The sequence below is a fragment of the Izhakiella capsodis genome, from assembly GCF_900115045.1.
Lineage (GTDB): Bacteria > Pseudomonadota > Gammaproteobacteria > Enterobacterales > Enterobacteriaceae > Izhakiella > Izhakiella capsodis.
The window spans coordinates 1-23,287 of sequence record NZ_FOVC01000009.1 but is presented as its reverse complement, the minus strand read 5'-3'; the positions used below and the strand labels follow the sequence as shown (position 1 = coordinate 23,287).

Annotated in this window: 22 protein-coding genes; 17 read left to right on the top strand and 5 right to left on the bottom strand. The window is 50.7% G+C overall.

The window, feature by feature from the left end; genetic code table 11:
- Positions 1–48: 48 nt before the first annotated feature.
- Together BM191_RS12445 and BM191_RS12440 are read right to left on the bottom strand one after the other, a co-directional pair.
- Positions 49–1,158, bottom strand: a complete 1,110-nt coding sequence (locus BM191_RS12445) for a DNA-methyltransferase (protein WP_092878662.1) — start codon at positions 1,156–1,158, stop codon at positions 49–51.
- Positions 1,159–1,314: 156 nt separating this feature from the next.
- The gene (locus BM191_RS12440) at positions 1,315–2,154 is read right to left on the bottom strand and encodes a dienelactone hydrolase family protein (protein ID WP_092878660.1); all 840 of its coding nucleotides are present in this window, start codon (positions 2,152–2,154) and stop codon (positions 1,315–1,317) included.
- A 280-nt stretch (positions 2,155–2,434) separates the two neighbouring features.
- Between BM191_RS12440 and udp the strand changes: the two genes are divergently transcribed.
- From udp to hemB, 11 genes are all read left to right on the top strand, one after another.
- Positions 2,435–3,196, top strand: coding sequence for a uridine phosphorylase (udp, locus tag BM191_RS12435; RefSeq protein WP_092878658.1), 762 nt, complete (start codon positions 2,435–2,437; stop codon positions 3,194–3,196).
- 94 nt (positions 3,197–3,290) lie between these two features.
- On the top strand, positions 3,291–4,061 hold the full coding sequence (locus BM191_RS12430; protein WP_092878656.1) for a tyrosine-protein phosphatase: 771 nt from the start codon (positions 3,291–3,293) through the stop codon (positions 4,059–4,061).
- Between the two features lie 81 nt (positions 4,062–4,142).
- The gene (rmuC, locus tag BM191_RS12425) at positions 4,143–5,654 is read left to right on the top strand and encodes a DNA recombination protein RmuC (protein ID WP_092878654.1); all 1,512 of its coding nucleotides are present in this window, start codon (positions 4,143–4,145) and stop codon (positions 5,652–5,654) included.
- Positions 5,655–5,737: 83 nt separating this feature from the next.
- Positions 5,738–6,493 (top strand): bifunctional demethylmenaquinone methyltransferase/2-methoxy-6-polyprenyl-1,4-benzoquinol methylase UbiE, encoded by a 756-nt coding sequence (ubiE, locus tag BM191_RS12420; RefSeq protein WP_092878652.1) that lies wholly within the window; start codon positions 5,738–5,740, stop codon positions 6,491–6,493.
- 12 nt (positions 6,494–6,505) lie between these two features.
- Positions 6,506–7,111, top strand: a complete 606-nt coding sequence (gene ubiJ, locus BM191_RS12415; protein WP_092878650.1) for a ubiquinone biosynthesis protein UbiJ — start codon at positions 6,506–6,508, stop codon at positions 7,109–7,111.
- Positions 7,108–8,745 (top strand): ubiquinone biosynthesis regulatory protein kinase UbiB, encoded by a 1,638-nt coding sequence (gene ubiB / locus BM191_RS12410; protein ID WP_092878648.1) that lies wholly within the window; start codon positions 7,108–7,110, stop codon positions 8,743–8,745. The genes ubiJ and ubiB overlap by 4 nt, the downstream gene beginning before the upstream one ends.
- Positions 8,746–8,862: 117 nt before the next feature.
- On the top strand, positions 8,863–9,120 hold the full coding sequence (gene tatA / locus BM191_RS12405) for a twin-arginine translocase TatA/TatE family subunit (protein WP_092878646.1): 258 nt from the start codon (positions 8,863–8,865) through the stop codon (positions 9,118–9,120).
- A 3-nt stretch (positions 9,121–9,123) separates the two neighbouring features.
- Complete coding sequence (tatB, locus tag BM191_RS12400) at positions 9,124–9,645, top strand: Sec-independent protein translocase protein TatB (RefSeq protein ID WP_092878644.1); 522 nt, start codon at positions 9,124–9,126, stop codon at positions 9,643–9,645.
- A gap of 2 nt (positions 9,646–9,647) precedes the next feature.
- Positions 9,648–10,403 carry a Sec-independent protein translocase subunit TatC gene (tatC, locus tag BM191_RS12395; RefSeq protein WP_092878642.1) on the top strand — a complete coding sequence of 252 codons (756 nt, stop codon included), beginning with the start codon at positions 9,648–9,650 and terminating at the stop codon, positions 10,401–10,403.
- Between the two features lie 60 nt (positions 10,404–10,463).
- On the top strand, positions 10,464–11,243 hold the full coding sequence (gene tatD, locus BM191_RS12390) for a 3'-5' ssDNA/RNA exonuclease TatD (RefSeq protein ID WP_092878640.1): 780 nt from the start codon (positions 10,464–10,466) through the stop codon (positions 11,241–11,243).
- A gap of 36 nt (positions 11,244–11,279) precedes the next feature.
- Positions 11,280–12,305, top strand: coding sequence for a porphobilinogen synthase (gene hemB / locus BM191_RS12385; protein WP_092878638.1), 1,026 nt, complete (start codon positions 11,280–11,282; stop codon positions 12,303–12,305).
- A gap of 58 nt (positions 12,306–12,363) precedes the next feature.
- Here hemB and rfaH read toward each other — a convergent pair whose 3' ends face one another.
- Positions 12,364–12,858, bottom strand: a complete 495-nt coding sequence (gene rfaH, locus BM191_RS12380) for a transcription/translation regulatory transformer protein RfaH (protein ID WP_092878826.1) — start codon at positions 12,856–12,858, stop codon at positions 12,364–12,366.
- 205 nt (positions 12,859–13,063) lie between these two features.
- Here rfaH and ubiD point away from each other — a divergent pair, with 205 nt between their 5' ends.
- Both ubiD and fre read left to right on the top strand, forming a co-directional pair.
- Positions 13,064–14,563 (top strand): 4-hydroxy-3-polyprenylbenzoate decarboxylase, encoded by a 1,500-nt coding sequence (ubiD, locus tag BM191_RS12375; protein WP_092878636.1) that lies wholly within the window; start codon positions 13,064–13,066, stop codon positions 14,561–14,563.
- 23 nt (positions 14,564–14,586) lie between these two features.
- Complete coding sequence (gene fre / locus BM191_RS12370) at positions 14,587–15,288, top strand: NAD(P)H-flavin reductase (protein ID WP_092878634.1); 702 nt, start codon at positions 14,587–14,589, stop codon at positions 15,286–15,288.
- An 81-nt stretch (positions 15,289–15,369) separates the two neighbouring features.
- On the opposite strand, the gene fadA is transcribed toward fre, so the two are convergent.
- Positions 15,370–16,533 carry an acetyl-CoA C-acyltransferase FadA gene (gene fadA, locus BM191_RS12365; protein ID WP_092878632.1) on the bottom strand — a complete coding sequence of 388 codons (1,164 nt, stop codon included), beginning with the start codon at positions 16,531–16,533 and terminating at the stop codon, positions 15,370–15,372.
- Between the two features lie 10 nt (positions 16,534–16,543).
- Positions 16,544–18,730, bottom strand: a complete 2,187-nt coding sequence (gene fadB, locus BM191_RS12360; protein WP_092878630.1) for a fatty acid oxidation complex subunit alpha FadB — start codon at positions 18,728–18,730, stop codon at positions 16,544–16,546.
- Between the two features lie 181 nt (positions 18,731–18,911).
- Here fadB and pepQ point away from each other — a divergent pair, with 181 nt between their 5' ends.
- From pepQ to hemG, 4 genes are read left to right on the top strand one after another with little or no spacing between them, the layout of a single operon-like run.
- Positions 18,912–20,243 carry a Xaa-Pro dipeptidase gene (gene pepQ, locus BM191_RS12355; protein WP_092878628.1) on the top strand — a complete coding sequence of 444 codons (1,332 nt, stop codon included), beginning with the start codon at positions 18,912–18,914 and terminating at the stop codon, positions 20,241–20,243.
- Positions 20,243–20,857, top strand: a complete 615-nt coding sequence (locus BM191_RS12350; protein WP_092878626.1) for an IMPACT family protein — start codon at positions 20,243–20,245, stop codon at positions 20,855–20,857. Before pepQ ends, BM191_RS12350 begins: the two co-directional genes overlap by 1 nt.
- A gap of 14 nt (positions 20,858–20,871) precedes the next feature.
- On the top strand, positions 20,872–22,323 hold the full coding sequence (trkH, locus tag BM191_RS12345) for a Trk system potassium transporter TrkH (RefSeq protein WP_092878624.1): 1,452 nt from the start codon (positions 20,872–20,874) through the stop codon (positions 22,321–22,323).
- A 15-nt stretch (positions 22,324–22,338) separates the two neighbouring features.
- Positions 22,339–22,866, top strand: coding sequence for a menaquinone-dependent protoporphyrinogen IX dehydrogenase (hemG, locus tag BM191_RS12340; protein WP_092878824.1), 528 nt, complete (start codon positions 22,339–22,341; stop codon positions 22,864–22,866).
- The last annotated feature ends 421 nt before the right edge of the window (positions 22,867–23,287 follow it).

Below are 23,287 nucleotides of genomic sequence, written 5' to 3'. Positions count from 1 at the left end.
GTTAATCTAGCGTGTTTCTGAGCAGGGCATCTATTGGATGCCCTAGTTCTATTCATTTTTTAGTTTGAGCGCGCTGAGCCGTTGAACAGACTGCTTTGCCATCTGATAGAAATCTGCGTCAATCTCAACCCCCACGCTGCGATAACCGACTGCGTTGGCTGCTGCCAGTGTTGAACCCGCGCCCATAAAAGGATCAAGCACCTCTCCCTGTGCCAGCGGCAAAACGGCGCGTACCAGCTGGCGCATAAAACCCTGAGGCTTGAGAGAGGGGTGAGGAGCAATGCGTTTTTCTCCGGCAGGAGTGGGATGGGAACGAATAAGATCGCCAAAAGGTTTATCCGTGGCAGGGCGGCGAAAACCACCGGTATGCCAACGCCGCAAATTATCCTGGGCTCTTCCTTCAAGTGGTTTTCTCAGCAGTACCCACGGTTCCCACTGCGAACGTGGCATGACGGAGACCATATTAAATTCATTATGGGCATTTTTGGGTCGGTCCCCGCCGCGCATAGTCATTACCTGACGCACCAGGTAGCCTCGTAACTCCAGGCCCGAGCTGGACATTGCTGAGGCCACGAGATGACAAAGCAACGGATTTGAAGCCACCACTACGTTGGCTCCCGGAACGATAACGCGATGCAGGCTATGCGCCAGTCTGGCGAAAAATAGCCAGAGGTTTTCGCGATCGGCGGCGTTCAGTACGGTAAAACGAGGAAGCGGAGCGCGCTGTCGGCCATCAAAAGAGGGAGGAAGGCGCCAGATGCCGCCTTTCCCGGCGCGCAGCTTTGCAGTGTGCGTCGGGCTGTACTCAAGCAGGCTATAGGGCGGGTCGGTCACAACGGCCTGGAAACGATTCTCCTGCTGCTGAGCCAACCAATCGAAACAATCTGCATGAATCAGTCGGGCATCTCCGGCATGGGCCAGCGCAAAATCGCCGCTAAGAGCGGTTTCGCCGGTTAACGTTAAACGATAGTGACCCCGCGCCACCCGGGTGAACAGGCCGGGGGTGTTCAGATTCAGATAGGAGCGCACAGATGATGAAGCCACCGGTCCAATAAGGCGGCTGACGGCGTGCGTGATCTCGCTGGTTGAAGCCTCGCGCTGATGCTGGGTAAGAAAATCAATGATGGCATCGCGAACGATACCGGCGGCATAGGCCATGCTGGTTGTCCCCTTGGTATGCGGAAACAATGTTAGAGGCTGGACGTCGTTGGGTCAACGCCAGGAGCAAAGATGTCATGCGCCGGAGCTGATGTCCGGCGTGATGCCCTGTAAACGCCGTCGCAAGGCGAGCTAAATATCCTAAACGACGTCTAGTTAACGGTGTGGAGCTACACCATGCTGTTTGAACCAATCCAGCATTCTCTGCCAGCCATCCTGCGCTGAGGATGGGTGATAGCTGGGGCGATAATCCGCGTTGAAAGCGTGACCGGCGTCAGGATAAACAATGATTTCTGCTTTGGCATTGGCGGCTCGCAGTGCCTGGCGCATGGTATCAATACTGTCCTGAGGGATGCTGTCATCCTTACCGCCGTATAACCCAAGAACCGGTGCGTTGAGGTCAACAGCGATATCAACCGGTTGTGCAGGTTGCTTCATGGACTTATCACCCACTAACTTACCGTACCAGGCCACGCTGGCTTTCAGCTGGGGATTATGCGCAGCGTATAGCCAGGCAATGCGGCCGCCCCAACAAAATCCTGTCACCGCCATTTTACGCATGTCGCCATCATGACGTGATGCCCAGTTGGCGACATGATCAAGGTCAGCCAGCACCTGGGCATCAGGGACTTTGTTGACCAGTTCATGAAGTAATTTATTGATATCGTGGTATTCACCGGGATCGCCCTGGCGAAAATAGAGTTCAGGAGCGATAGCAAGGTACCCTGCGCCCGCCAGGCGGCGACAGATATCACGAATATGTTCATGAACGCCAAAAATTTCCTGAATTACCAGCACGACGGGCAGCGGTATTTCTCCCACAGCGTTGGGACGAGCGTAAAAGGCCGGCATATTTTCACCCTGGGTGGGTATTGAGGTTTCTCCGGACTGTATGGCCGGGCCATTGGTGATAATCGTCGTAGAAGCGACGGGTGAAACGGCCGGGGTGAATCCGCTATGAACTGCTTTTTGCATACTGCTATCGTCTTTTTTCATCGGATTCTCCATCTCTGTCCTGAACACAACGGTATAGGTAGTCTTTCTGCTGTCAATGCATTGCCAGCCAACCTTGCTCTATTAACATCGCACGACTTTCCGGTGGACACGTTTTGTGTCAAATCTCTCCTGAACGCTGATTAAGTGTGACATTAATCACTAATTAACTTTTGGTTTGCATTAGTTGTATCTAGGGTGATGATAGAAGTCACATTTCACCACTATCAGATCGCGTAGAGTACTCAGCCTTACCCTTTATCAGTGTAGACAGGAGTTTGTAATGGCACAGTCTGATGTTTTCCATTTGGGACTTACCAACGCGGATATGCAGGGAGCAACCCTGGCTATCGTTCCCGGCGATCCTGAGCGCGTTAAAAAGATCGCTATGCTGATGGATAATCCGGTGCATCTCGCCTCACATCGTGAGTTTACATCTTGGCGTGCGCAGGTGAATGGTAAGTCGGTCATTGTGTGTTCTACCGGCATTGGTGGTCCGTCTACCTCAATTGCCGTGGAAGAGCTGGCGCAGCTGGGCATCCGTACTTTCCTGCGGGTGGGGACGACCGGGGCGATTCAACCCCATATTAATGTTGGTGATGTACTGGTGACGACCGGATCGGTTCGTCTGGATGGCGCGAGTTTGCACTTTGCACCGATGGAGTTTCCTGCAGTTGCCGATTTTGAATGTACCACGGCGCTGGTATCCGCTGCGCGTGAATCAGGTGCTGAACTTCACGTAGGTATTACCGCTTCGTCAGATACCTTTTATCCGGGCCAGGAGCGCTATGATACCTTTTCAGGTCGCGTGGTGAGACGCTTTCAGCATTCAATGGAAGAGTGGCAGCAGATGGGCGTAATGAACTATGAAATGGAATCTGCGACGTTGCTGACAATGTGTGCCAGCCAGGGCCTGCGTGCGGGCATGGTGGCCGGAGTCATTGTTAACCGTACTCAGCAGGAAATCCCCGATGCAGATATGATGAAGCAAACTGAGAGCCACGCGGTGAAAATCGTGGTTGAGGCGGCCCGTCGTCTGGTCTGAATCTGCAGGATGGCACGCATTGTCACGAAGTCGCTTCAGGCTTCGTCTATTGAGATTGCGATAACGACATTAAATTCAACAAAAGGAACTGAGTATGGCAATCTCTTCACCGGTGAATCCGCAGCACGGTATCAACTTCCGCGATCTTGGCGGTTTGCCTGCCCAGGATGGACGTCTGATCCGGCCCGGTTGTTTGTTTCGCTCCGGAGCACTTAACGAGTTGAGCGATGACGATCTGCTTCAGCTCGCCGGGCTGCCGTTGATACACGTCGTAGACTATCGCGATGCGGGTGAAAGTGAACTGCACCCGGATAGACTCTGGCCTGGCGCTGTTTATCATGTCATGCCGGCGAATCCGCTGAGCGCCAAAGTCAGCGCCAGCCTGGATACCCTGGTCGGTGAGGCGATACACGACTTTGACGCAGAATCCTTTATGCTGGAACTGTATCGACTGCTGCCATTCAATAATCCTGCTTATCGTCACCTCAGCGCACTGCTACGCGATCCAACCACAACTTCATTATTACAACACTGCGCGGTCGGTAAAGACCGCACCGGAATTGGCAGTGCGCTGGTGCTGTTTGCGCTCGGTGCCAGTAAAGAAACGGTAATGCGGGATTATTTACAGACGCAGCAAAATCTGGCGCCCTTTCGCGATCGCATGCTGTCGCTTTTTGCCGCAAAATTAGATACCAGCGGCCTTGGTAAGCTCGAATATGTGCTATCAGTCCATCGATCCTGTCTGCAAGCGGCGTTTGAGGAAATTGAACAACACTACGGCTCAATCGATGACTGGCTGGCACAAGAATTTCAGTTGGACAATTCAGCACGTGCGCTATTACAGCGGCGTTTTTTGCTTCCCTGAAACTCTGCTTTAACAAATTATCTGGACATTCATACAGTGCCGCTCTACCTTTTTTCGTTAGCCGGATAGTAGGAGAGCGGAATGGATATAACGGCGGTTTATTTTATTGTTGCAGGACTGGCTGGACTGTTGGTTGGTTCAGGGGTGGTGCATTTACGCCATCAGCAGACTCTGGGGCAGCTTCAGGGGGAGCTGCGCCTGATAACGCACAGCGCCCAGCAGTCCGAAACAGAGCGTCAGCGTCTGCTGTTGCAAAATGAAGCGCAGCAACAGGAGCTGCGTCAGATGCAGGGTACGCTCAGCGCCGCTCAGGAAAAACTTCATTACTTTGACCACTGGCGTAATGAGTGCGACCAGCTGAGTCGAGAGCTGCGCAATCAGCTGGAAGTTAACAGCGCTCAGGAAGTTGAGCTACGCGAAGTCTCGATTCGTCTGGAGGAAACCCGTCTGGCCGAGGAAGAAAAGCAGCGATTGCTGGTCAACAGTGAGCAGCGTCTGAACGCGCAGTTTGAGAACCTGGCAAATCGTATTTTTGAAAATAATGGTCGGCGTGTGGATGAGCAAAATCGTCAAAGTATTAATGCATTGATAACGCCGCTGCGAGAACAACTGGAGGGATTTCGTCGCCAGGTTCAGGAGGGATTTGGCCAGGAGGCGCGGGAGCGTCATACGCTGACTCATGAAATTCGAAATTTGCAACAGTTGAATGCACAAATGGCGCAGGAGGCCATCAATCTGACCCGCGCACTCAAAGGTGATAATAAAACACAGGGTAACTGGGGTGAAGTCATTCTCAGCCGGGTGCTGGAAGCGTCAGGGCTGCGTGAAGGTTACGAATATGACACGCAGGTCGCTATCCAACTGGAAAACCAAAGCAGAATGCTACCGGACGTGGTCGTTCATCTTCCGCAAAATAAAGATGTTATTATCGATGCCAAGATGACGCTGATTGCCTATGAACGTTACTTCAACGCACAGGATGAAGCCGTTCGTGAACTGGCGATTAGCGAGCATATCGCCGCTATTCGCGCCCATTTACGGCAGTTGGGCCGTAAAGATTATCAACAATTACCCGGTTTACGCTCGCTTGATTATGTGCTGATGTTTATTCCGGTAGAACCGGCATTTCTGCTGGCGATAGATCGCCAGCCTGAGCTGATTAATGAAGCGTTACAGCAGAATATTATGCTGGTCAGCCCCACAACGCTGCTGGTGGCTTTACGTACAATCAGCAATCTCTGGCGTTATGAACAGCAAAGCCGCAATGCGCAATTGATTGCCGAACGCGCCTCAAAGCTTTACGACAAGATGCGATTATTTGTTGATGATATGAGCGCCATCGGGCTAAATCTCGATAGAGCGGGCGAAAGCTACCGGCAGGCGATGAAAAAACTGAGTGAAGGACGCGGAAATCTGATCGCCCAGAGCGAACGCTTCCGCCAGCTTGGCGTCGATATTAAGCGTCCGATTAATCCAAAACTGGCGCAGCAGGCGATGCCGGAAAAGGAAGAGGATGAAGCGGCGGTTGAAAATGGCGATGAGCAAGATGACAGCCCGATGCCGCATAAAACCGTGCGACAGCGCCAGCAATAGCCCGTCCTCAGGGTGTCAGGTTAGATGGACTCTGGTACACTGTGGCAATACGAGAATGTAAGATAATCCAGTAGGCAAAGCGCATGGCAGATAATAACGAGGAAACGACACATTTCGGATTTCGCACTGTGGCGAAAGAAGAAAAAGCCGGAATGGTTGCCGATGTTTTTCACTCCGTGGCGGCAAAATATGATCTCATGAATGACCTGATGTCGCTGGGAATACATCGCATCTGGAAACGCTTCACAATCGATTGCAGCGGCGTACGGCGTGGGCAGAAAGTGTTGGATCTGGCTGGGGGAACCGGCGATTTGACCGCTAAGTTCTCGCGCATTATTGGTGAAACCGGTGAAGTTGTTCTGGCAGATATCAATAGTTCTATGCTGAAAATGGGGCGCGATAAGCTGCGTAATAAAGGCGTACTGGGTAATGTCAGCTATGTGCAAGCCAATGCCGAGGCGTTGCCCTTTCCCGACAATACATTCGATTGCATTACCATTTCATTTGGCTTACGCAACGTAACGGATAAAGACAAAGCGCTGGCCTCTATGTTTCGGGTGCTGAAGCCCGGCGGGAGGCTGTTAATTCTGGAGTTTTCCCGCCCAGTGTTTGAGCCGCTGAGCAAAGCCTACGATGCTTATTCGTTTCACGTTTTGCCGCGCATTGGTGAGCTGGTGGCGAAAGATGCAGAAAGCTACCGTTATCTGGCGGAATCAATTCGCATGCATCCGGATCAGGAAACGCTCAAGCAGATGATGACGTCGGCTGGTTTTGAAAACACCAGCTTTCACAACCTGACTGGCGGCATAGTGGCGCTGCATCGTGGATTTAAGTTTTAAGCAGGAAAGCTCATGACTATCATGCCGCTGTTGACCGCTGGGCTGGAAACAGTGTTCAACTACGTTTTCTATCGCGACCGCGGGCTGAAATCTGCCCGCCAGCGCCTTGCTGGCCGTAGCCTTTCACTTGAATTGCAGGGCCTTTCCCATCCGCTAATTTTATTATTCAGTGAGCATCAGGTTGATGTTATCAGCGTCTGGGAAGACCAGGCTGACTGTCGCGTACACACTCGCCTCTCTACGCTGAAGAAACTTCGTGACCGTCAGCAGTTGTCGGTTTTGATTCGCAGCGGTGAGCTGAAAGTCGATGGTGACTTACAGGTCGTACAGCAGTTTTCCGCGCTAATTGATCTTGCTGAATTTGATCCGGCTGAATACCTTGCCCCTTGGATGGGCGACGTGGCTGCTCACGGGCTTGGCGTGATTTTGAAAAAGAATCTGGCGTTTTTAGGTCGGGATGCGGCGCGTAAAAAACGTTATTTATCCGAGACGATCACCGAAGAGTGGCGTCTGGCGCCGGGTGGGCTGGAGGCTGCCTGGTTTGCGGATGAAGTTGAATCAATCGAACGTCATCTGCTTGACCTTGACGCCCGACTCAACAAGCTGGAGGCGCAATGACCCCGGGTGAAATTCGACGTCTCTATTATATTATTAGCGTATTTCTCAGCTATGGACTGGATGAGCTGATACCCAAAACGCGCTTTGCTATTCCACTGCGGTTATGGCGTAAGTGCCTTTTCTGGTTGTCTGATAAGCATGCAGGACAACCATTAGGCGAACGTCTGCGCCTGGCTCTGGAGCAGCTGGGACCGGTTTGGATAAAATTCGGTCAACTGATGTCTACCCGCCGCGACCTGTTCCCACCGAATATCGCCGATCAGCTGGCAATGCTTCAGGATAGGGTCGCGCCCTTTGATGGGCACAAAGCACAGCAGCAGATTGAGTTGTCATTGGGCCAGCCGGTCAGCGCCGTATTCGATAATTTTGAAGTGAAGCCGCTGGCTTCGGCATCTATTGCTCAGGTGCATACCGCGACACTGCGTGAAAACGGGCGCGAAGTGGTGATCAAAGTCATTCGTCCTGATATCGTGCCAGTGATCAAAGCGGATATGAAGCTGATTTATCGCCTTGCGCGCTGGGTGCCCCGACTACTGCATGATGGCCGGCGACTGCGGCCGCTTGAAGTGGTAGCTGATTATGAAAAAACGCTGCTGGATGAGCTGAATTTGTTACGCGAAGCTGCTAATGCAATTCAGTTACGGCGCAATTTTGAAGACAGTAAAATGCTGTACGTACCCGAGGTGTTTCCGGATTATTGCAGCGAAAATATGTTGGTTATGGAGCGCATTTACGGTATTCCTATTTCCGATTTGGTGGCTCTTGAGCAGCATGGTGTAAACCTGAAGCTGCTGGCCGAGCGTGGTGTGCAGGTGTTTTTTACCCAGGTCTTCCGCGACAGCTTTTTTCATGCGGATATGCATCCAGGCAATATCTTTGTTAGCTATGAGCATCCAGAGGATCCGCAGTACATCGGTATAGATTGCGGCATTGTCGGTTCGCTAAACAAAGAAGACAAACGCTATCTGGCCGAAAATTTTATCGCTTTTTTTAATCGTGATTATCGCAGGGTGGCTGAGCTTCACGTCGATTCCGGCTGGGTACCGCCTGATACTAACGTTGAAGACTTTGAATTTTCTATTCGTACCGTATGCGAACCTATTTTTGAAAAGCCGCTAGCTGAGATTTCGTTTGGCCACGTTCTACTTAATCTGTTTAATACCGCCCGTCGTTTTAATATGGAGGTCCAGCCACAGCTAGTTTTGCTGCAAAAAACGTTGCTGTATGTGGAAGGTGTGGGACGTCAGCTTTATCCACAGCTGGACTTATGGAAAACGGCCAAGCCATTTCTTGAAAACTGGATCAAAGAACAAATTGGTTTGCCGGCGGTGCTGCGTGCCCTGAAAGATAAAGCGCCTTTCTGGGCGGAGAAACTGCCTGAGTTGCCGGAGTTATTTTATGATAGCTTGCGCCAGCATAAGCTTCTGCAGCATAGCGTTGATAAATTAGCCAATGACCTGAGAATTGAGCGGACGCGCCATAGTCAGTCTCGCTACCTGTTCGGCGTTGGTGCGACGCTGCTCCTTAGCGGCACTGGAATACTATTACAACGCCCAGGCTTGGATCTGTTTCCGGCTTTGTTGATAGCAGGCGGGATCGTCTGCTGGCTGGTGGGTTGGCGTCGGACTGAATAATTGTCATGAAGCGTAAATAACCCGCATGAATCTCTTCTGAACGTGTTGATAGCATCGTCAGCGAGGTTTGAGCTGTTATATACTGCAAAAAACTTTCTTTATATATGGGGGCGAATAATGTTAGGTGGTTTAAGTTTTGGTCATTTACTTGTTGTCGCGGTAATCGTGGTCTTATTGTTTGGTACCAAAAAGCTGCGTACCCTGGGCTCCGATCTTGGTGCTTCTCTTAAGGGCTTTAAGAAGGCGATGAGTGACGACGATGAAACAGAGAAAAAGCCCGGGCAGGATGCGGACTTCCATGCGCGAGTGACCCACGATCAACCACAGGAAACAGTCGTTAAAGACGAGATTAAAAAAGATAAAGAGCAGGTATAAACCGTGTTCGACATTGGCTTTAGTGAGTTACTGCTGGTGTTTATTATTGGTCTGGTGGTATTGGGGCCAAAAAGATTGCCAGTTGCGGTAAAAACCGTTATGGGTTGGATCCGTGCAATGAGGTCGCTGGCGGCGAACGTCCAGAACGAGCTGGCGCAAGAGCTGAAGTTACATGAGTTACAAGACAGCCTCAAGAAGGTTGAACAGGCAAGTAAAGACAGCCTTTCTCCGGAACTAAAAGCATCAATGGATGAGTTGAAACATTCAGCGGAATCACTTAGACGTACCTATCTTAATGATCCGGAAAAAGAGCATGATCAGCAGGCTCACACCATCCATAATCCTCTGTTAAAAGACCCGACAGAGTCTCATGACGGTGCTACGCCCGCTCAAGCCAACCATCAGGCGAGCGCGCCTGAGCAGTCGCCTGAAACTTCGGTGCCGCAGGTTGACGTTGGCGCCACTCCGAGGAACGCTACTGTGCGCAACACTACGTCTCCTTCAGAAGTTAGTGATGAACGCTAAACATGGACGTTGAAGATACCCAACCGCTCATCAGCCACCTGATCGAGCTGCGAAAACGCCTGCTGAACTGCATCATTGCGGTGGTGGTGATTTTTTTCTGCCTGCTTTATTTTTCTAACGATATTTACCATCTGGTCGCCTCACCGCTTATCCGCCAGTTGCCTCATGGCGCAAGTATGATTGCAACCGGTGTAGCATCGCCTTTTTTAACGCCGATCAAGCTTACTGTCGTTGTCTCGGTGTTTCTTGCCGTGCCAATCATCCTCTATCAGATCTGGGCATTTGTTGCTCCTGCACTGTATCGCCATGAGCGACAGCTGATTATGCCGCTGCTGTTCTCCAGCACACTGTTGTTCTATATTGGTGTTTCTTTTGCTTACTTTGTGGTTTTCCCCATCGCTTTTGGTTTTTTTTCCAAAACCGCACCACAGGGCGTCATGATTGCAACCGATATCAGTAACTATCTTGATTTTGTTATGACGCTCTTCATGGCGTTTGGCGTCTCATTTGAGGTGCCAATAGCGATTGTGCTGCTGTGTTGGAGTGGGGTAACCTCGCCAGAGGATCTTAAAAAAAAGCGACCCTATATTCTGGTTGGTGCCTTCGTTGTTGCAATGTTCCTGACGCCCCCGGATGTATTTTCACAAACCTTACTGGCAATTCCCATGTATATGCTGTTTGAGATCGGTGTTTTCTTCTCGCGCTTTTATGTGGGTAAAAATCGTCGTAAAGATGAAGAGCCTGAATCAGAATTGTAAGTCTGGCGACCACAGATATGACACAACCGCCCATACGGGCGGTTAATGTTTGGAAGGCTCATGTTTGATATTGGTGTAAATCTTACCAGTACACGATTTGCCAAAGATCGCTGTCAGGTGATTAAAAGGGCTTGTGATGCGGGTGTCACCGGCATATTAATTACCGGGACCAACGCGCTGGAGAGCCAACAGGCGCTGGCTCTTGCCTGTGAAAATGAGGGCTTTTGCTGGTCAACGGCAGGAGTCCATCCACATCATGCCAGTGAATGGTCAGCCGAAATAGCAGGAACGCTACGTGGTCTTGCCCGCCACGCGCAGGTGGTGGCAATGGGTGAATGCGGGCTTGATTTTAACCGTAATTTTTCCACTCCCGAACAGCAGGCTTATGCTTTTAATGCTCAACTGGCGCTGGCGAGTGAACTGCAATTACCCGTTTTTCTTCACTGCCGTGATGCGCACTCACGCTTTATGGCAATATTAAAGCCGTGGATACCGCAGCTGAGGGGGGCGGTGATCCACTGCTTCACCGGCACCCTTGCTGAGCTGGACGAATGCCTTGCTGCCGGGCTTCATATCGGCATTACCGGTTGGGTATGCGACGAGCGCCGTGGCCTTGAGCAACGAGCGCTTTTGCCGTGTATACCGCTGGACAGACTGCTACTGGAGACTGATGCACCGTATCTGCTACCGCGCGATATACGCCCTCAGCCGGTTTCTCGCCGGAATGAACCCTGTTTTCTGCCCCATATTGTTCAGCAGGTTGCCCGCTGGCGTGGTGAAGAGGCTGAAATGCTGGCGCAGAAAACTAATGAAAATACGCGCCGACTTTTTCAACTTTGACAAGGCCGGGCCTCTAGTAATCCGGAGAAAAGAAAAATGAGTTATGTGTTTCCAGGGAGCTTTCCCGGACGCCGCCTGCGTCGCATTCGTTGTCATGATTTCAGCCGCCGCCTCGCGGCGGAAAACCAGCTGACCATTAATGACCTGATCTACCCGGTCTTCGTGATGGAAGGACAGAATAAGAAGCAACAAGTGCCCTCAATGCCAGGCGTCTATCGTATGACTATCGATCTGCTGTTAAAAGAAGCAGAAGAGGTTGCCAAACTTGGCGTTCCGGTTCTGTCGCTGTTCCCGGTTATCGAGGCGGATAAGAAATCTCTACAGGCTGATGAGGCTTATAATCCCGATGGACTGGTACAGCGTAGCGTGCGGGTATTGAAAGATGCGGTACCAGAACTGGGGCTGTTAACTGACGTTGCTCTCGATCCCTATACGACCCACGGTCAGGATGGAGTCATTGATCACGAGGGTTATGTCATCAACGATATAACTAAAGAGATTCTGGTGCGGCAGGCGCTTTCCCACGCCGAGGCCGGAGCCGAAATCGTCGCTCCCAGCGACATGATGGATGGACGTATTGCCGCTATCCGCGATCGTCTGGAGTCAGAACGACAGGTTAATACTCAGATTATGGCTTATTCGGCAAAATACGCTTCCTGCTATTATGGTCCGTTTCGCGATGCCATCGGTTCTGCGGGCAATCTGAAAGGCGGCAATAAAATGACCTATCAGATGGATCCGGCTAATAGCGATGAAGCTTTGCAGGAAATTGCCCAGGATTTGCAGGAAGGTGCTGATATGGTGATGGTCAAACCGGGTATGCCTTACCTGGACATCATACGCCGCGTTAAAGATACCTTCGGTGTTCCGACTTTTGCTTATCAGGTCTCGGGCGAATATGCCATGCATATGGCGGCGATACAGAACGGGTGGCTGGCAGAAAAGCCAGCGGTGATGGAGTCGCTGCTTTGTTTTAAACGTGCCGGGGCAACCGGCATACTGACCTACTTTTCTAAACGAGTAGCGCAGTGGCTTCACAATGAAAAGATGCAAGCACGTTAAGCTTTCGGGGTCGGATGTCCGGCCCGTTTTTTTTGATGTTTACAGATTTGCAAACCTATTAGTGTACTAACTTATGGAACTGTTTATTTTCCATGATGTGTGTGACCTGTTTATTAAGCAGGTTGAGCAATAGCATCGAACGAGCTTCACCATCCGGTTCGGTAAAAATAGCGTGCAGCCCTTCAAAAGCGCCGGAAGTAATAACAACTTGGTCGCCTGGCTGTGGTAGTGCTGGATCAATGCCGGTTTTAGGCGCTTTGTTTTGTAACCCCTGAATGACATCCGGTGGCACGGTGGCGGGATGATTGCTAAAGCGAACAAAATGGCTGACGCCACGGGTTGCACTGATGGTCGTTGTATGAATCACTTCCGGATCGAATTCAATGAACAGATAGTTAGGAAACAGCGGTTCATTAACCTGAGTACGTCTTCCCCGCACCAGCTTGTCCATTGTAATCATCGGGCTGAGGCAATTCACGCTCTGGCGCTCAAGGTGTTCTCTAGCGCGCATTAGCTGACCACGTTTGCAGTACAGAAGATGCCAGGATCCCATCATACGTCGTTTTCCCACTATCAGGCGGCTGATAATAATAAATGGATAATGATAGTGACTGCCGGGCCAGCTGGCAACCACCATAAGGTCGTCTTCCAGATGTGCGCCGATGTTGTCGGATTGAGCCGTTAGCCACTGCTGAGGTATCACTATAAAAAATTGAACTCTATAATGATCAGTCCCACAGATGGTAAAAAGAGAAGTCATGAGATACCACGACTTACGCGATTTTATTGCCCTGCTTGAACAGCGCGGGGAACTGAAAAGAGTCAAACAGTCTGTCGATCCCTACCTCGAAATGACTGAGATCGCCGACCGTACGTTACGCGCTGGCGGCCCGGCCCTTTTGTTTGAAAATCCGAAAGGATATAGCATGCCAGTGCTGTGCAATTTATTTGGCACGCCCGGACGCGTTGCGCTCGGTATGGGGCAGGAAGATGTCAGCGCGCTGCGTGATGTTGGCAGGCTACTGGCTTTTCTTAAAGAGCCGGAGCCGCCACGTGGTTTTCGTGATTTTTTCGACAAGATCCCTCAGTGGAAGCAGGTGCTGAATATGCCAACCAAACGGCTGCGCAGCGCGCCCTGCCAGCAGCAGATATGGCAGGGCGATGATGTCGATTTGCGGCGCATACCGGTTATGCAGTGCTGGCCAGATGATGCCGCGCCGCTGATTACCTGGGGGTTAACCGTCACTCGCGGGCCAGCCAAAGAGCGCCAGAATCTGGGAGTCTATCGCCAGCAGGTTATCGGCAGGAATAAACTGATCATGCGCTGGCTGTCCCATCGCGGGGGGGCGTTGGATTTTCAGGAGTGGTGCCAGCAACACCCGGGTAAACGCTTTCCGATAGCTGTTGCTCTGGGTGCCGATCCGGCAACGATTCTCGGGGCGGTGACACCGGTGCCGGATACGCTTTCTGAATATGCATTTGCTGGCCTGCTGCGTGGAACAAAAACCGAAGTGGTTAAATGTGTTTCCAATGAGCTCGACGTTCCGGCTAGCGCTGAAATTATCCTTGAGGGATACATTGAGCCTGGCGAGGTAGCGCCGGAAGGGCCCTATGGCGATCATACCGGCTACTATAATGAAGTGGACAGTTTTCCGGTATTTACGGTAACCCATATTACGCAGCGCAGTGATGCTATCTATCACTCAACTTATACCGGTCGTCCGCCGGATGAACCCGCGGTGCTGGGTGTTGCGCTAAATGAGGTTTTTGTTCCGATTCTGCAAAAACAGTTTCCGGAAATTGTTGATTTCTATCTACCGCCTGAAGGCTGCTCATACCGGCTGGCGGTCGTTACAATGAAAAAACAGTATGCCGGTCATGCAAAACGCGTAATGATGGGCGTCTGGTCGTTCTTGCGTCAGTTTATGTATACCAAATTCGTTATTGTCTGTGATGATGATATCAATGCTCGCGACTGGAACGACGTCATCTGGGCAATTACAACCCGTATGGATCCGGCCAGAGATACGGTTTTGGTGGAAAATACGCCGATTGATTATCTGGATTTTGCTTCGCCCGTTTCCGGTTTGGGTTCTAAAATGGGTATGGATGCCACTAATAAATGGCCGGGTGAAACCACGCGCGAATGGGGACGACCGATACGTAAAGATCCCGATGTTACCGCGCGCATTGATGCTATATGGGACGAGCTGGCAATTATAAATACGTCCGCTACAAAAACGGACAAACTGAATTAATTACGACCCTGCAGAGCGAACGCATGACAATATTGAGCTGTAAAGTAACGTCCGTTGAGGCAATTGCCGATACCGTTTACCGGGTGCGACTGGTGCCAGCCGCTGATTTTAATTTTCGTGCTGGCCAGTATCTTATGGTGGTGATGGATGAGCGCGACAAGCGTCCTTTCTCGCTGGCATCAACGCCAATGGAAAAAGATATCATCGAGCTGCATATTGGAGCCTCTGAACATAATCTTTATGCCATGGCAGTAATGGATCGTATTAAACAAGAACGTAAGGTAATCGTTGATATACCTCATGGCAATGCATGGTTACGCGAAGACAGCGAGCGGCCGCTGGTTCTGATTGCTGGTGGTACTGGCTTTTCTTATGTGCGCTCAATACTGCTTACCGCGCTAGCGCAGCAGCCCAACCGTCATATTGCGCTTTACTGGGGCGGCCGCGAGATAAAACATCTCTATGATCTCGTAGAGCTCAATGCGCTGGCTGTGCGTCATGCCAATCTCAATGTGGTGCCGGTTGTCGAGCAGCCGCAAGAGGATTGGCCGGGTCGAAGTGGCACCGTACTTACGGCTGTGATGCAGGATTATCCCTCGCTGGCAGGACATGATATTTATATTGCCGGTCGCTTTGAGATGGCGAAAATTGCCCGTGAACGCTTCTGTGCCGAGCGTGATGCTGAAGGGGCGGCAATTTATGGTGATGCGTTTGCTTTTATCTGAGATTCAAAAAACCGCCGGCTACCCGGCGGAAATTGTTTGCCATCTTCGAGCCACTCCACCGTATTCTTTTTTACCAGCCTCTTATCCGCGCTCGAGTATGGTAGCAATGCCCTGACCGAGGCCAATGCACATGGTTGCCACGCCAAACTGTACATCTTTTCGCTCCATCAGATTGAGCAGGGTGGTGCTGATACGTGCTCCGGAGCAGCCAAGAGGGTGACCAAGTGCAATCGCCCCGCCATTAAGATTAACTTTGTCATCCAGCCGCTCCATCAGCTCAAGATCTTTAATACAGGGTAGAGCCTGCGCGGCGAAGGCTTCATTGATTTCAAAAAGCCCGATATCGCTTAGGCTAAGACCAGCGCGTTTTAACGCAAGTTGTGTCGCAGGTACCGGACCATAACCCATTATCGACGGATCGCAGCCAACGACCGCCATTGCGCGGATGTGTGCACGAGGTTTCAGTCCCAGCGCTTTAGCGCGCTGCTCGCCCATTATCAACATGGCTGCAGCGCCATCTGAGAGTGCGGAAGAGCTACCTGCGGTAACAGTGCCTTTAACCGGATCAAATGCTGGTTTGAGCGCGGCCAGGCCCTCTGTGGTGGTATCCGGTCGGATGACCTCATCACTGGTATAGCGCATCAGCGCCCCGTCGGCGTCATGACCGTTGGTCGGTATAATTTCAGCGGAAAAATGTCCGGCCTGGGTTGCGGCCCAGGCATGCTGGTGAGAGCGTGCAGCAAAACTGTCTTGCATATTGCGGCTGATACCATGCATACGGGCGAGCATTTCAGCCGTCAGCCCCATCATGACAGCCGCTTTGGCCACGGTACGGCTAAGACCCGGATGGAAATCCACCCCGTGGTTCATGGGCACATGTCCCATATGCTCCACGCCGCCGACCAGGCACTGGCGAGCGTCACCAACCATAATGGCCCTTGCGGCATCATGGAGTGCCTGCATCGATGAGCCACAAAGCCTGTTTACGGTTGTTGCCGGAACGTGATGAGGAATTTCTGCTAACAAGGCGGCGTTACGCGCTATGTTAAATCCTTGTTCAAGGGTTTGCTGTACGCAGCCCCAGTAAATATCATCAAGTTCTGCGGCCACGACAGACGGGTTGCGGTTTAACAGCGAACGTATCAGGTGAGAGGAGAGATCCTCAGCGCGCACCTGGCGAAAGGCACCTCCCCTGGAACGGCCCATCGGGGTGCGAATAGCGTCAACGATTACTACCTTTTCCATGCTGTTTTCCTCAGGCCGTTTTTAATAAATCGTCATCAATAGCAGCAGGTCGCGGATACCAATGGCCGCCACTGCGGGCTTTTTCATGCAGCGCTTCAGGTAGCTGGTAAAGCGGCCCAAGCCCGACAAAACGCGCTGTCAGTGCCAACACCTTGTCGCTACCCAGGGAGTCTAAATAGCGGAATGCGCCACCGTGGAAGGGTGGGAAGCCGAGGCCATAGACCAACGCCATATCTGCTTCCGCCGGGCTGGAGATAATTCTTTCTTCCAGGCAGCGCACCACCTCGTTAAGCATGGGGATCATCATTCGACTGATTATCTCTTCATCGTTGAAAACCCGCTGCGGCTGGCTGATGCTTTTTAACAGTTCATCGACCACAGGATCGCTTATCTTTTGCTGTTTGCCTTTATTATCGGTTTGCCAAAGATAGAAACCGCGTTGGTTTTTCTGACCGTAGCGTTTGGCTTCAAACAGAACATCAATGGCGTCACGATAATCTTTTTGCATCCGCTGCGGGAACCCCTGCGCCATAACCTGCTGGGCGTGATGTGCCGTATCAAGGCCGACGACATCCAGTAAGCGTGCTGGCCCCATTGGCCAGCCGAACTGACTTTCCATGACTTTATCAATCTGGCGGAAGTCAGCGCCGTCCCGTAACAGCAGGCTGAAGGCGGCGAAGTAAGGGAAAAGTACGCGGTTGACAAAGAAACCCGGGCAGTCATTAACGACAATGGGCGTTTTTCCCATTTGACTGGCCCATGCCACGACTTTAGCGATGGTATTGTCAGCCGTTTTCTCACCACGAATGACTTCCACTAGCGGCATACGCGGCACTGGGTTGAAAAAATGCATACCGCAGAACTGTGAGGGGCGCTTTAAGGCTTGTGCCAGCTGGCTGATAGGAATAGTTGAGGTATTGGAGGCAAGAATGGCATTCTCCGACAGGGTCCCTTCTGTCTCTGCCAGTACCTGCATTTTTAACGTCAGCTTTTCAACCACGGCTTCAACCACGATATCTGCCCGATCAAATTCGTCATAGCTCAGGGTTGGCCGAATGTTCCCCATTATTTTTGCCAGCTGGAGACCGTCAATTTTTCCACGTTCAAGCTGTTTGTTAAGTAGTTTCGCCGCTTCATTAATACCCAGCACCAGCGCGTCCGGGTTAATATCTTTCAGTATTACAGGTACGCCTTTCCACGCTGACTGCCAGGCAATGCCGCCGCCCATGATGCCCGCGCCCAGCACTGCGGCTCGCTCAGGTAGATTGGTGTTTTGCGTTAGCTTTTTCGCTTTATTTTTTACGTACTGATCGTTAAGGAAAATACCGACCAGCGCCCGTGCCTGGTTGCTCTGTGCCAGAGTGACAAAACTCTCCGTTTCAAGTTTCAATGCCTCGTTGCGCTCGAAACCAGCAGCAGCTTCTATGGTTTCGACTGCTTTCATCGGCGCAGGATAATGCTTGCCTGCTGTTTGCATCACCAGCCCCTTTGCCGTGGTAAAACTCATGGCAGCTTCAACTTTGCTAAGGCTAAGCGGTGCCAGCTTAGGCGCCCGGCGCGCCTGCCAGTCAAGCTCATCATTCATGGCCGCTTTTAGCATTTTCAGTGCGGCACCATGCAGCTTCTCTGGTGTGACAACTGCGTCGACCAGGCCTGTGCGAAGTGCTTGATCTGCCGTAATGTCTTTGCCCGCCGCAATGATTTCCAACGCGCTGTCGGCGCCTAACAGACGCGGTAGACGTACCGAGCCGCCAAAGCCCGGTATAATACCCAGCTGGGTTTCCGGTAAACCAATGCGCGCATTCGGCGTCGCCAGTCGGAAATCTGTGGCAAGAATACATTCACAGCCGCCGCCGAGTGCATAGCCGTTCACGGCAGAGAGCGTCGGAACGGGTAAATCCTCCAGACGTGAGAAGATGTTGTTGGCGTAGTCCAGCCATCGGGTCAGCTTTTCAGTTGGCGCCTCAAACAAAGCGAGAAATTCAGTAATATCAGCACCGACAATAAACGCTGCTTTTCGTGAGCTGAGCAGTACGCCTTTTAGCCGGGGTTGCTGTTCGAGCACGTTGATAGCTTCGTGCAGGCAGCCAACGGTTTGCGTATCCAGCTTATTGACCGAACCGGGAGCGTTAAAGGCTAACTCCGCAATACCCTCATCGATCCATTCCAGAGAAAGGGTCTCGCTTTGATAGAGCATGGTGTTCTCCTGAAGCTACATAAGTTATCTGGTCTTACCAGTTCAGTTGAGTGTGAGATGGATGTTAATAAAATGCAAAAAAATATCTATAAATTGCCGTGACGATCACAATGACCTGATAAAGCCAATGTTTGGCCTGCTATGGTAAGATGCTGGCAAATGACTTAATCGGAGGTATGGGATGGATTCACTGGTTGCGCTGTATCAGGAGCATCTGCAAATTTTGCAAGGTAGGGCGCAACAGGCGTTGGCGCGAACTGAACTGGATGCAATGCTGATTCATTCAGGCGAGTTACTGACAGCTTTTCTCGACGATCATCATTATCCATTCAAAGTTAATCCGCAGTTTAAACATTGGCTTCCGCTAACAGATTTACCCAACTGCTGGTTATGGATTGATGGTGTTAATAAGCCCAAACTGTGGTTTTATTCGCCAATAGATTACTGGCATAACGTGAAGCCGCTACCGCAAAGTTTCTGGCGCAATGAAGTCGATATTATCGTATTGCGTAATGCTGATGATATTGCGAGGCTGCTCCCTACTCAGCGCACCAACGTTGCTTATATCGGCCCGGTTATTCAGCGAGCCTCCCAGCTGGGCTTCAAGGCCTGTAATATCAACCCTCAGGCGCTGATCGATTATCTCCATTTTTACCGCGCTTATAAAACTGGCTATGAACTAGCCTGCATGCGACAGGCGCAAAAAATCGCTGTATTGGGTCATCATGCGGCAAAAGAGGCTTTTCAGGCTGAAATGAGCGAGTTTGATATTAATGTGGCCTACCTCAGTGCCACAGGACACCGTGATATTGATGTACCTTACGGTAATATCGTGGCGTTAAATGAACACGCAGCCGTATTGCATTACACTCAGCTTGACCAGCAGGCGCCACAAAAGTTTTATAGTTTTCTTTTGGATGCTGGTGCTGAATATAATGGTTATGCAGCGGATATTACGCGCAGTTATGCGGCTCAGCCCGGCAGCGAATTTGCTGCACTATTGGCAGATATTGACAACGAGCAGCAGGCATTGATTGCTGATCTTAAAACGGGCGTGCGTTATAGCGATTATCATTTACAAATGCATCAGCGCATCGCCCGGTTGCTTTTAAAGCATGATCTGGTGAAAGGGCTTAGCGAAGAGGTGTTGTTAGTCGAAGATATTACTGGGCCGTTTATGCCTCACGGATTGGGCCATCCACTTGGATTACAGGTGCATGACGTTGCCGGTTTTATGCAGGATGATAGTGGAATGCATTTGACCGCCCCGGAGCAATATCCCTTTCTACGCTGCACCCGTGTGATAGAACCCGGCATGGTGCTGACTATTGAGCCGGGGATCTACTTTATCGAGTCTTTGCTCGCCCCCTGGCGTGAGGGGCGTTTGAGCCAGCATTTTAACTGGTCGCTTATTGACGCCTTCAAAGCTTATGGTGGTATTCGCATTGAAGATAACGTGGTATTTCATCATACTCGCGTTGAAAATATGACCCGTGATCTTAATCTGAAATAATGGATGCCTACGATATTCCCGCAGAAGCTGTTAGCTTCAGTGAAGAGATAAAAAAAAGCCGCTTCATTACGTTACTCCAGCATACTGAAGGGGTGGAAGCTGCGCGTAGTTTTGTACAAGTCATCCGTGAGCAGCATCCTGATGCTCGCCATCATTGTTGGGCATGGGTTGCGGGGGCACCGATAGATTCACAGAAACTGGGCTTTTCAGATGATGGTGAGCCATCAGGTACGGCGGGCAAGCCGATGCTGGCGCAGCTTATGGGTAGTGGCATTGGTGAAATTACCGCCGTGATCATCCGCTATTATGGCGGGATTCAGCTGGGAACCGGTGGCCTGGTCAGAGCTTATGGCAATGGCGTTCAGCAAGCGTTAAAGCTGCTAAAACGTCAGCTCAAGATGCCGATGCTCTCCTTCCATCTTTACTGCGACTATTCGCAGCTGGCTGATATTGAAAGGTTAATTCGATGGGCTTCAGGTTCGCTGGTCAGCTCGGATTTTACCGATCGGGTGGTGCTGAGACTGGCGCTGCCTTTTAGCCAGGTCAATGGTTTTAAATCGCGGTTGACCGATCTTAGTCGTGGCACGCTCAGTATTAAGCCGTTGGATCAATGAGGTAAGGAACTTTCATGCATTTTCGCGCCATCACCCGCATTGTGGGCCTGCTGGTCATTCTTTTTTCTGGAACTATGATCGTACCGGGTTTAGTTGCGCTTATTTATCGTGATGGTGCGGGGCGAGCATTTACCCAGACTTTTTTCATAGCTTTGTCTATTGGCCTGTTATTATGGTGGCCCAATCGTAAACAGCGTGGTGAGCTTAAGCCACGTGAAGGATTTTTGATCGTTGTTTTATTCTGGACGGTTCTTGGTAGCGTGGGCGCGATGCCTTTTATTTTTGCCGAACGTCCAAACCTCTCTGTCACCGACGCTTTTTTCGAATCTTTCTCCGGATTGACGACTACTGGCGCAACAACCTTGGTAGGGCTGGATTCTCTGCCTAAAGCTATTTTATTCTATCGTCAAATGTTGCAATGGTTTGGCGGTATGGGGATCATTGTATTGGCGGTAGCTATTCTGCCAATTCTCGGCGTGGGGGGGATGCAGCTTTATCGTGCAGAAATGCCCGGGCCGTTAAAAGATAATAAAATGCGTCCACGCATCGCCGAAACGGCGAAAACATTATGGTTTATTTATGTTCTGCTTACCGTAGCCTGCGCAATTTCCCTTTGGCTGGCTGGAATGTCCTTGTTCGATGCAATTAGCCATAGTTTTTCCACCATTGCGATTGGTGGCTTTTCTACCCATGACGCCAGCATTGGCTATTTTCATAGCCCTACAATTAACACCATCATTGCTATTTTCTTACTTATTTCTGGCTGCAATTACGGTTTGCACTTTGCATTGCTCAGCGGGCGTAGTTTGAAAGTTTACTGGCGCGACCCCGAGTTTCGTATGTTCATTGGTGTGCAGTTGACGCTGGTGATCGTTTGTACGCTGGTGCTGTATTTTCATCATGTCTATACCAGTTTTGGTCAGACACTCAATCAGGCTTTTTTTCAGGTTGTATCTATGGCCACTACTGCGGGCTTTACTACTGATAGCATCGCTCGCTGGCCGCTGTTTTTGCCTGTGTTACTGTTATGCTCAGCTTTCATTGGCGGCTGCGCCGGCTCAACCGGTGGCGGCTTGAAAGTTATTCGTATTCTGCTTTTGTTTAAGCAGGGCTATCGTGAGCTGAAACGTTTGGTTCACCCCAACGCGGTATATACTATCAAATTGGGGGATCGTGCTCTGAGCGAACGGATCCTTGAATCAGTCTGGGGCTTTTTCTCCGCTTATGCGCTAGTGTTTATCCTGAGTATGTTGGCTATTATCGCTACTGGGGTGGACGATTTCTCTGCATTTGCCGCCGTAGCCGCTACGCTCAACAATCTGGGACCCGGTCTGGGTGTCGTCGCGGATAATTTCGCGTCGATGAACGATGTCGCAAAATGGATACTTATTTTAACTATGCTGTTCGGACGACTGGAGGTTTTCACACTGCTGGTGTTGTTTACCCCTACCTTCTGGCGTGAATAACAGGGAGTGACAATGTTGAAAACACTGATTATATTTTCTAGTAGAGATGGCCAGACTCGTGAAATCGCTGCAGCAATCGCCTCGGAAATTAAACATATTTATCCCTGTGACATTGTGAATATTTTGCACGCCAGTCACATTGAATGGGAGAATTATGATCGCGTGCTGATCGGTGCCTCCATACGCTATGGTCGTTTTCATCCGGCAGTGGCCAAATTTGTTGCGAATAATTTGCCGGCCTTGCGGGAGCGCATCAGCGGTTTTTTTTCCGTCAACCTGACAGCAAGAAAGCCGGAAAAACGAACCCCCCAAACTAACGTTTATACCCGCAAGTTTCTGCTTAGTACGCCTTGGGAGCCTGACTGTTGCGCCGTCTTTGCTGGTGCGTTACGTTATCCCCGTTATAGCTGGTTTGACCGCATCACGATTCAATTTATTATGCGCATAACCGGGGGTGAAACCAATGCCAGTAAAGAGGTGGAATATACGGACTGGCAGCAGGTAAGGCGCTTTGCGCAAGATTTCGCAGCCTTATCAGGCTAAGTGAATTAAAATTAACTAAGCTGACTAAAATTGATACGATCGGATTTCTTTTTACAAATAACACTTGCCAGCGCTTGTCAGCTGCCTATAATGCGCCACCACTGACACGGTAAAGCGGTAACGCGGTCGGGTCAGCAAGGTAATGAAGTGATTCATTTTCTTGTGAGAGGGAAGGAAAAAAACCTTGACTCTTCAGCGGTGAAGCGTAATATACGCCACCTCGCGACAGCAGGCTCAGCGCCGCGTCGCACTGCTCTTTAACAATTTATCAGACAATCTGTGTGGGCACTCGCAGGATTGATATCGCAAAACTATTTGATGTATCAAGTCTTGAAGAGTGAACACGTAAATTCATTACGTAATCATCCGTTTTAACGGATGAAGAGTTTAATTCTTTGAGCATCAGACGCTTTTAAATTGA